Annotated in this window: 9 protein-coding genes; 7 read left to right on the top strand and 2 right to left on the bottom strand. The window is 73.6% G+C overall.

Translation table 11 applies throughout. The annotated features are described in order from the left end of the window. Window positions 1-152 precede the first annotated feature (152 nt). Entirely contained in the window at window positions 153-1,505 is a 1,353-nt protein-coding gene (locus tag AC3EQ1_RS27865) for a sensor histidine kinase (RefSeq protein WP_432097091.1), read from the bottom strand. A 588-nt stretch (window positions 1,506-2,093) separates the two neighbouring features. Then, the gene (locus AC3EQ1_RS27860; protein ID WP_432097088.1) at window positions 2,094-3,278 is read right to left on the bottom strand and encodes a sensor histidine kinase; all 1,185 of its coding nucleotides are present in this window, start codon (window positions 3,276-3,278) and stop codon (window positions 2,094-2,096) included. A gap of 183 nt (window positions 3,279-3,461) precedes the next feature. Here AC3EQ1_RS27860 and AC3EQ1_RS27855 point away from each other — a divergent pair, with 183 nt between their 5' ends. The 7 genes from AC3EQ1_RS27855 (at window position 3,462) to nuoK (ending at window position 9,290) form a co-directional block, all read left to right on the top strand. Further along, entirely contained in the window at window positions 3,462-3,878 is a 417-nt protein-coding gene (locus tag AC3EQ1_RS27855) for an NADH-quinone oxidoreductase subunit A (RefSeq protein WP_351507706.1), read from the top strand. Continuing rightward, window positions 3,869-4,579 (top strand): NADH-quinone oxidoreductase subunit B, encoded by a 711-nt coding sequence (locus tag AC3EQ1_RS27850; protein ID WP_432097087.1) that lies wholly within the window; start codon window positions 3,869-3,871, stop codon window positions 4,577-4,579. Before AC3EQ1_RS27855 ends, AC3EQ1_RS27850 begins: the two co-directional genes overlap by 10 nt. Window positions 4,580-4,944: 365 nt before the next feature. Then, window positions 4,945-6,450: an NADH-quinone oxidoreductase subunit C gene (locus tag AC3EQ1_RS27845; RefSeq protein WP_432097090.1), complete on the top strand. Its 1,506-nt coding sequence runs from the start codon at window positions 4,945-4,947 to the stop codon at window positions 6,448-6,450. Then, window positions 6,447-7,415 carry a complex I subunit 1/NuoH family protein gene (locus AC3EQ1_RS27840; protein ID WP_432097086.1) on the top strand — a complete coding sequence of 323 codons (969 nt, stop codon included), beginning with the start codon at window positions 6,447-6,449 and terminating at the stop codon, window positions 7,413-7,415. Before AC3EQ1_RS27845 ends, AC3EQ1_RS27840 begins: the two co-directional genes overlap by 4 nt. A 104-nt stretch (window positions 7,416-7,519) precedes the next feature. Further along, the gene (locus tag AC3EQ1_RS27835; RefSeq protein ID WP_432097089.1) at window positions 7,520-8,116 is read left to right on the top strand and encodes a 4Fe-4S binding protein; all 597 of its coding nucleotides are present in this window, start codon (window positions 7,520-7,522) and stop codon (window positions 8,114-8,116) included. Next, window positions 8,113-8,907 (top strand): NADH-quinone oxidoreductase subunit J family protein, encoded by a 795-nt coding sequence (locus AC3EQ1_RS27830; protein ID WP_432097085.1) that lies wholly within the window; start codon window positions 8,113-8,115, stop codon window positions 8,905-8,907. The genes AC3EQ1_RS27835 and AC3EQ1_RS27830 overlap by 4 nt, the downstream gene beginning before the upstream one ends. After that, window positions 8,907-9,290 (top strand): NADH-quinone oxidoreductase subunit NuoK, encoded by a 384-nt coding sequence (gene nuoK, locus AC3EQ1_RS27825; RefSeq protein WP_432097084.1) that lies wholly within the window; start codon window positions 8,907-8,909, stop codon window positions 9,288-9,290. Before AC3EQ1_RS27830 ends, nuoK begins: the two co-directional genes overlap by 1 nt. Window positions 9,291-9,303 lie beyond the last annotated feature (13 nt).

Below are 9,303 nucleotides of genomic sequence, written 5' to 3'. Positions count from 1 at the left end.
CCCCCCCCCCCCCCCCCCCCCCCCCCCCCCCCCCCCCCCCCCCCCCCCCCCCCCCCGGGACCGGGCCGGTGCTCGGACCAACGGTGGAAGCGGCCTCTTCGTATCGGCGGGCCCGGTGTCCCGGTGTCCCGGTGGGGCGACGGCCCGCCGCCTCAGCCGGTCCGCCCGCCCGGGGACGCGTCCGGGCTCCGCCAGGGGAGCTCGGCGGTGACCGTCGTGCCGTGGCCCTCGGGGGAGTCGACGACCAGGACCCCGTCGACCGCGTCCAGCCGTTCGGCCAGCCCCGCCAGCCCGGATCCGGGCGCCGCCGTGGCGCCGCCCCGGCCGTCGTCGGCGACCTGGAGCATGATCCGGTCCGCGACGCGCCACACCTCCACCGTGGCGCGGGTGGCCCGTGCGTGCTTGCTGATGTTCTGGAGCAGTTCGGAGACGGTGAAGTAGGCGATGCCCTCCAGCGCGGCGGCGGGCCGGCGGGGCAGCTCCACGGTCACGGTGACCGGCGCCGCACAGCGGGCGGACAGCGCCGACAGGGCCGGACCCAGCCCCCGGTCGGTGAGGATGGCGGGGTGGATGCCGCGGGCGAGGGCGCGGAGTTCCCGGAGGGCGAGTTTCACTTCGCCGTGGGCTTCGTCGACCATGCGGGCGGCGGCGTCGGGGTCCTCGAGGAGTTTTTCCTTCGCGAGTCCGAGGTCCATGGCGAGGGCGACGAGGCGGGCCTGGGCGCCGTCGTGGAGGTCGCGTTCGATGCGGCGGAGGTCGGCGGCTGCGGTGTCGACGACCGTCCCGCGGTCCGACTCCAGTTCCGACACGCGGGCGTCCAGCCGGGACGGGCCGAGCAGGCCCGCCACCATCAGCCGGTCCACCTGGGTGATCCCCCGCACCACCCACGGGGCCACGAGCACGACCAGCAGCCCGAGCCCGGCCGTCGCGCCGATCTCGAACGGGGTGTCGACATAGATGCCGTGGCCTTCGCCGTCCCCGTACAGCTGGGCGCCCGGCTGCCCGGTGACGTGGCTGACCGGCCAGTGGTACAGCGGGTAGAGCAGCAACAGCAGCCCGGTCGTCCAGAGGACGAGCGAGACGCAGAAGCCGAACACCGCCCAGGGGAAGTGCAGGACGCAGTAGAGCACGTGCCGCCAGGAGGCCCCGCTCGCCAGCTGCGCGGTCATGTACGCGAGCGGCCCGCTGCGGCCCTTGCGGGGCCGTACCGGCTCGGGGGCGGAGACCACGAGCCCCAGCAGGCCGCGGGCCCGGGCGCGCTCCACGGCCCCGAGGCCGCGCGCGCCCGCCAGGCCCGCGGCGAGCACGGGCACCCCGAGGAAGGTGATCAGCAGCCCGGCCCCCACCGAGACCGTGGCGATGGCGTAGACGAACGTCACGACGGCGAAGGGCAGGTTGAGCAGCAGATAGAGGAACTCGCGCCAGGAGCGGCCCATGAGCGGGGCGCGGAGCGCCACCGGCACCCGGTGGGCGGCGGTGGTCTCCTGTCCGTATGCGGTGGCCATGGTGTCGTCGTCCGTTCTGCGGTCGCGGCGGGCGATCCGCTCCTTGCACGGCGTTTGCACGTGCGGTGCGTACGGGGGGTGGTGCGGTGCGGGTCCGGTGGTGCGTACGGGCCTGTGTGCGGGGCGTGCGTACGGGGTGGGCGTACCGGGGTGGTGCGGGCCGTTCGGTCGTTGAGGTCCGTCCGCCTGCGTACTCCAGGCTGCCGGTGCGGGGCCCTCCGGACCATGGAGTCGGTCCCCGTCTCGCGCAGGGGGTTTTCCCCACCCCCCCTCGGGGCCGGCTGCCGCACCTTGCGGCCCTGCCCGAAACCGGCAGCACTGGGCAGCACCTGCCGGGCCGGATTGTCCGGGTGGATGCCGGGACCGGACGTCAGGCGAAGGCCCGGACGGGCGGCCGGGACGGAATCAGTCGCGCGGCGGACAGAAGTAGTCGCGCGGCGGGTGCAAGTGCCGCCCGCGGACGGGATCAGCCGCGCTGCGGGGCGGAATCAGTCGCGCGCGGACGGAATCAGTAGCGCGGCAGACAGCAGCAGCCGCACGGCGGATGGAAGCAGGCACGCGGACGGGATCAGCCGTACGCGGAGGGGATCACCCCCGCCCCCGGTCCCGCCACGGCAGCTCCGCCGTCACCACCGTCGGGCCGCCGTCCGGCGAGTCGACCACGAGCAGCCCGTCCACCGCCCCCAGCCGCTCGGTCAGTCCCGCCAGCCCGCTCCCGCGGCCGGGCAGCGCGCCGCCCCGTCCGTCATCCGTCACCCGGATCAGCAGCCGGTCGCCGAACCGCCACAGCTCGACCTGCGCGGTCCGCGCGCGGCTGTGCTTGCTGATGTTCTGGAGCAGTTCGGAGACGGTGAAGTAGGCGATGCCCTCCACGGCGGGCGCGGGCCGGGCCGGCAGCTCCACGGCCACCTTCGTCGGTACGGTGCACCGCCCCGCCAGCGAGGACAGCGCCGCTTCGAGACCGCGGTCGGTGAGGATGGCGGGGTGGATGCCGCGGGCGAGATCGCGGAGCTCCTGGAGGGCGAGTTTCACTTCGCCGTGGGCTTCGTCGACCATGCGGGCGGCGGCGTCGGGGTCCTCGAGGAGTTTTTCCTTTGCGAGTCCGAGGTCCATGGCGAGGGCGACGAGGCGGGCCTGGGCGCCGTCGTGGAGGTCGCGTTCGATGCGGCGGAGGTCGGCGGCGGCGGTGTCGACGACCGTCCCGCGGTCCGACTCCAGCTCGGCGATCCGCCGCTCCAGCTCGCTGGAGGGGGAGAGCAGCCCGCGGACCATGGCGCGGTCCACGTTGGCCAGCCCGCGCGCGATGTACGGCAGCACCGGCCACGCCACCAGCAGGGCGACGAGCGTCAGCGCGAACGTCACCACACCCCACGGGAGCCGGATCAGGCCGTACAGGGCGGTGCGCCAGCCCACCGGGTCCTTCAGGCTGTTCCACACCCAGGGGAAGAGGCCCTCCCGCGCCGGGCGCGGCAGCGGACTCGGCTCGTCGATCCGCACCCCCAGCAGCCTCCGCGCGCGCCCGCGCTCCCCCTTGCCGAGCGTCCGCGCCCCGGACAGTCCGAAGGCGAGCAGCGGCAGCCCGATCACGGTCACCGAGAGCCCCACGGCGAGGGCGAGCCATACATAGGTGTAGACGAAGCCGAGGAGCGTCATCGGCAGGTTGGCCAGGAGGTGGGCGATCTCGCGCCAGGTCTGCGCGCCCATCGCTATGCGTGCGGGGGGCGGCCGGTCGTCGTTGCCGGCGCCGCCGGACCCCGGGGTGTTCTCGGTCATGGAGATCACCCTGCCCGGCCGGGCTACCCGGGCGCCATGGGGTGCTTGGGTGGGTTGCGGTGGGGATAACCCCACCGGTGCGTCACCACCCCGTGAGACGGCTGGTCACGGCGGATCGGGCAGGGCCTAGACTCGCCTGCGTACAGATCGTCCAACAAGGCAGTCAGGGAGCGAGGGGCGGACGTGCTCGAGCCGACGCCGACCGTGCGCACGGCACCCGTCCAGCTGGCAGCCGACTACTTCCAGAGCTACTCGGTGGTCGGCCTGCTCGCGGTGGTCGGGATACTGTTCGTGGCCGTGGCCTTCGGGGCCGGGCGGCTGCTGCGGCCCGTGGTTCCGACCCCGGAGAAGCTGCTGACGTACGAGTGCGGCGTCGACCCCGTCGGCGAGGGCTGGGCGCACACCCAGGTCCGCTACTACGTCTACGCCTTCCTGTACGTGATCTTCGCTGTGGACTCGATCTTCCTGTTCCCCTGGGCGACGATCTTCGCCGCCCCGGGCTACGGCGGAACGACGCTCGTGGAGATGTTCATCTTCCTCGGCTTCCTCGCCGTGGGCCTGCTGTACGCCTGGAAGAAGGGCGTCCTGGAATGGACGTGACACCGACTCCTGTGGACGCGACAACTGCTGTGGACGCGACATCCGCCCCTGAACTGCTGCCCGAGCCGCGCCGGCTGGGCCCGCTCGCCCGCCTCGCGCCCGAGCCGATGAAGGTGGTCCTGAACTGGGGCCGCCGCTACAGCCTGTGGGTGTTCAACTTCGGGCTAGCCTGCTGCGCGATCGAGTTCATCGCCGCCTCCATGGCCCGCCACGACTTCATCCGGCTCGGCGTGATCCCGTTCGCGCCCGGTCCCCGGCAGGCCGACCTGATGATCGTCTCCGGCACGGTCACGGACAAGATGGCGCCCGCGGTCAAGCGGCTCTACGAGCAGATGCCCGAGCCGAAGTACGTGATCTCCTTCGGCGCCTGCTCGAACTGCGGCGGCCCCTACTGGGACTCGTACGCGGTGACCAAGGGCGTCGATCAGATCATCCCGGTGGACGTGTACGTCCCGGGCTGCCCGCCCCGCCCCGAGGCGCTGCTCCAGGGCATCCTCAAGCTCCAGGAGAAGATCGCCCGGGAGTCGCTGAGCGAGCGGTACGCGTCCGGCCGGGCCGCCGGTGCCGCGGGCCGCCCCTCGACGGCGGCGCTGCGAAGCGGGCTGGTCACGGGCCCGGAGCAGCCGTTGCAGGGCGGCAGTACGCCGGCGGATCGCCCGGCACCGGGTGACCAGGGAAGCACCGAGGAGGGGGACCGGTGACCGAGCCCACCGAGCGGGGCGAGGAGCAGGCCGTCCCGGAGGTGCCCGGGAAGCAGCCGTCCGCCGGGAACGCCGCATCCGCGCAGCCCGCATCCGCACCCGCACCCGCACAGGATTCCGCACCTGCTCAGGCCGCGTCCGCACAGGACTCCGCACCGGCCCAGGCCGCGCCTGCCCGGGACTCCGCACCTGCGGGGAACGGCGGAGCTGCCGGGAGCGCCGAAGCGGGTGACGGGAGCGCAGACGCCGCCGGGGGCACCGGGGCTGCTGGGAACATCGAGGCCGCTGGTGGCACCGGGGCCGCTGGTGGCACCGGGGCTGCTGGGGACGCCGAGGCCGTCGGGGACGCTGAAGCCGCCGAGGCCGTGGCGCTGCCGCCCGTCGGCTGGCTGCCGCGGACCGCCGAGGAGCTCTTCGGCGCGGGCGCGCTGGCGGAGGAGGCGTATGACCTGCTCACCGTCGACGTTCCGGCCGACGAGTGGATCGGCGCGCTCGAGACGGCCCGGGACACCCTCGGCTGCACCTACTTCGACTGGCTGAGCGCGGTCGACGAGGCGGACGCCGGTTTCCGCGTGTCCGCCCATGTCGTCGCGCTGGCGGTGGACGGCCCGCCGCGCCGCCTGCTGCTCCGCACCACCGTGCCGCACGGCGCCGCCGTCCTGCCGACCGCGACCGGTGTGTACGCCGGAGCGGGCTGGCACGAGCGCGAGACGCACGAGATGTTCGGCGTCGACTTCACCGGCCATCCGCAGCTGGCGCCGCTGCTGCTCCCCGACGGCTTCGAGGGACACCCGCTGCGCAAGGACTTCGTCCTGGCGGCCCGGGTCGTCAAGGCCTGGCCCGGTGCCAAGGAGCCGGGCGAGTCCGACCACGGCGGGCCGAAGCGGCGGCAGATGCTTCCGCCCGGCGTCCCCGACCCCAACGAGTGGGGGCCGCTCAAGGGCCAGCTCCCGCCGGCGCCGGCCCGCCCGGCCCGTGGCGCCCGCGCGGCGGCGGGCGAGCGCCCGCCGCGCCGCGCCCGCACCGCGGGCGCCGGCTCGGCCAGCCAGCACCCGGCGGGCGAGACCCCGCAGAACGCGCCCGAGGCGCCGAGTGCGGCGCAGGGCGGCGCGGCCGAACGGACTTCTCCGGCCGGGCAGGACTCGGCGACCGCCCAGACGCCTCCGGCCACGCAGACCCCTTCGGCCGGCAGTTCTGCGGCGGCCGACGGCACAGCGACTGCTGCGCCGAAGGCGTCGGCCGCGGCGGGCGCCGCCGAGCGCCCCGCGCGTCGCAGCCGGAGCGCGAGCCAGGGCTCGGTGAGCCAGAACCGGCCCGAGGGAGCCGACGGCGCGGCGGCAGATGCCTCCGCAGCCGGCGCTCCGCAGGGCGGCAGCGGTGAACCCGAGGGCGCGGCCGGCACCCCGGAGGCGGAAGCCTCCGCCCGGACGCCCCGGGCACAGCGTTCCTCGGACGCTCCGTGGCATCACGCCCGCCCGGCCTTCGACGACCGAGCGGACGGCACGGCCGGAACCGGCAGCCCCAAGGCCGACGGCGGCACCGGTGACGCAGCCGACACCGGTGACGGAACCGACACCGGTGACGGCAGTGGTGACGGAACCGGCGGCAGGGCCGCGCCCGGCGGTCGCGGCAAGGCCGCGCCCGGCGGTACAGCCGAGGCCGGGGCCGGCGACGGAACCAGCAGCGGTGACGGAACCAGCAGTGGTGACGCAGCCGGCAGTGGCAAGGGAACCGGCAGCGGTGACCCGAGCCGAGGTGGCGACCGGCCCGCGGGCAGGGACGCACCGGGCGCCCGTACCACCACCGAAGCATCGAAGTCAGCAGGTCAGGACGAGTCCGAGGCCGAAGCCGAGGAAGGCGGAACCGCATGAGCGACGTCCTCGACGTCACCTGGCGGTTGATCGCCGTCTTCGCCGGGTTCCTCGTCCTCCCGCTGGTCGTGGGCCAGACCGAGCACAAGGTCATGGCGCATATGCAGGGCCGTCTCGGACCGATGTACGCGGGCGGGTTCCACGGGTGGGCCCAGCTCGTCGCCGACGGGGTGAAGTTCGCGCAGAAGGAGGACGTCGTCCCGGCCGGCGCCGACCGGCGGATCTTCCAGCTGGCCCCCGCCGTCGCCCTGCTCCCGTACCTGCTCGTGATCATCGCGATTCCCATCGGTCCCGGCGACGGGGCCGTCGGGCAGGTCATCGACGCGGGCATCTTCTACGTCCTCGCGGTCATGGGTGTCGGCGTCCTCGGTTCGCTGATGGCGGGCTGGGCCTCGGCGAACAAGTTCTCCCTCCTCGGCGGCCTGCGCACCGCTGCCCAGCTGCTGGCGTACGAGCTGCCCATGCTGCTGGCCGCGGGGTCCGTGGCCATGGCGGCGGGCACCGTCTCCCTCGTCGGGATCCTCGACGGTTTCCAGTGGTGGTGGGTGCCGTGGCAGATCGTCGGCGGGCTCGTCTTCTTCACGGCGGGCCTGGCCGAACTCCAGCGGCCCCCGTTCGACATGCCGGTGGCCGACTCGGAGATCATCTTCGGCGCGTACACCGAGTACACGGGCCTGCGCTTCGCGCTGTTCCTGCTCGCCGAGTACGCGGGCATCGTCGTGCTCTGCGGGCTGACGACCGTCCTCTTCCTCGGCGGCTGGCACGGCCCGTTCGGCGCCGACGGCCTCGGCTGGGTGTGGACGCTGCTCAAGACCGCGATCCTCGCCTTCGTCGTCATCTGGCTACGGGTCAGCTATCCCCGCCTCCGTGAGGACCAGCTCCAGAAACTCGCCTGGACCGTTCTCATCCCGCTCGCCCTCGCCCAGATCGCGCTCACCGGCATCGTCAAGGTGGTGATCCAGTAGTGTCCCGTCCGTCGCCCGGCCCCGCTCCCGAGGAGAAGACCTCCGGACGCTCGTCGTTCCCCGGCAGCGGCCTCGCCAAGGGCCTCGCCGTCACGCTCCGGACGATGACGCGGCGCTCGGTCACCGCGCAGTACCCGGACGTGCAGCCCGAGCTGCCGCCCCGTACCCGTGGCGTGATCGGGCTGTTCGAGGAGAACTGCACGGTCTGCATGCTCTGCGCCCGTGAGTGCCCGGACTGGTGCATCTACATCGACTCCCACAAGGAGACGGTGCCGCCCGCCGCCCCCGGCGGCCGGGAGCGCAGCCGCAACGTGCTGGACCGCTTCGCCATCGACTTCGCCCTGTGCATGTACTGCGGTATCTGCATCGAGGTGTGCCCGTTCGACGCGCTGTTCTGGTCCCCGGAGTTCGAGTACGCGGAGGAGGACATCCACGACCTCACCCACGAGCGCGACAAGCTGCGCGACTGGATGTGGACCGTGCCCGCGCCGCCCGCGCTGGACGATGCCGCCGAGGAACCGAAGGAGCTCGGCGCCGCCCGCAAGACCGCGGACAAGCTCGCCGCCGCCGAACAGCAAGCCGCGGAACAGCAGGCCGCGGAGCAACAGGCTGCGGAACAACAGCAGGCCGCCGAACAGCAGCAGGCTGCGGAACAGGCACGGCAGCAGGCCGCCGGGGAGCAGCGGGAGGACGGCGCGTGATCCTCGCAGCAGGCCACCCCGGGTTCCTCTCGCCGACCGGGGTCGAGATCGCCTTTCTTCTCGTCGGACTCGTGACCTTCGGCGCGGCCCTCGTCACCGTCACGACCAAGCAGCTGGTGCACGCCGCGCTGTGGCTGGTCGTGACGCTCGGCGGGCTCGCCGTCGAATACCTCCTCCTCACCGCCGAGTTCATCGCCTGGGTGCAGGTGCTGATCTATGTCGGCTCCGTCGTGGTGCTCCTCCTCTTCGGACTGATGCTCACCCGGGCCCCCATCGGCCGGTCCCCGGACGCGGACTCCGGCAACCGCCCCATCGCCCTCGCCGTGGCCGTCGCCGCTGCCGCCGCGTTGGTCTGGGTGGTCGTGGACGCCTTCCGCGCCACCTGGATCGATCTCGACGGCCCCGCCCAGGGGACGACCAAGGTCTCCGGAGAGATCCTCTTCCAGCACTGGGTGCTGCCGTTCGAGGCCCTGTCCGTCCTGCTGCTCGCCGCGCTGGTGGGCGCGATCGTCCTGTCCCGCAAGGACGACGCGGAGGACGACGCGAAAGACGACGGCAAGAACGGTGGGCAGGGCGGCGGAACGGCATCCGGCCCGGCCGGCGCCACCGCAACCGGCGGCGGAACCACCACGGGCCGGGGCACCGGCCCCGCGACCGGCACCGCAACCGGGCCCGGCAGCGGCACCACCACGGGCCGGACCAGCGGCCCATCACCCCGCCAGGACGCCGCCCGCCAGGACGCCGCCCGCCAGGACACCTCCCCCCAGGACACTGAGGAGGGGAAGCGCTGATGCATCTCGCCTATCCCGCCGTACTCGCCGTCCTCCTGTTCTGCACCGGTGTCTACGGCGTGCTCGCCCGGCGCAACGCGATCCTGGTCCTGATGTCCGTCGAGCTGATGCTCAACGCCGTCAACCTCAACCTCGTCGCCTTCGACGTCTGGCTCCGCGACTCCCTCCACGCCGGACAGGCCCTCACGCTCTTCACCATCGCCATCGCCGCCGCCGAGATCGGCATCGGCCTGGCGATCGTGCTGCTCGTCTACCGCAACCGCGGCAGCTCCGACGTCGACCGGCTCCGCGACCTCGCCGACACCGCCGGCCCCGGCGACGCCCCGGTCGGGGCGGAGGCCGAGCGCGCCGGCACGGCGGAGAAGGCGGAGGCCGCCACATGATCCAGCTGCCCCT

This window comes from Streptomyces sp. bgisy100, assembly GCF_057709105.1.
This window is presented reverse-complemented; position numbering and strand designations above follow the sequence as displayed.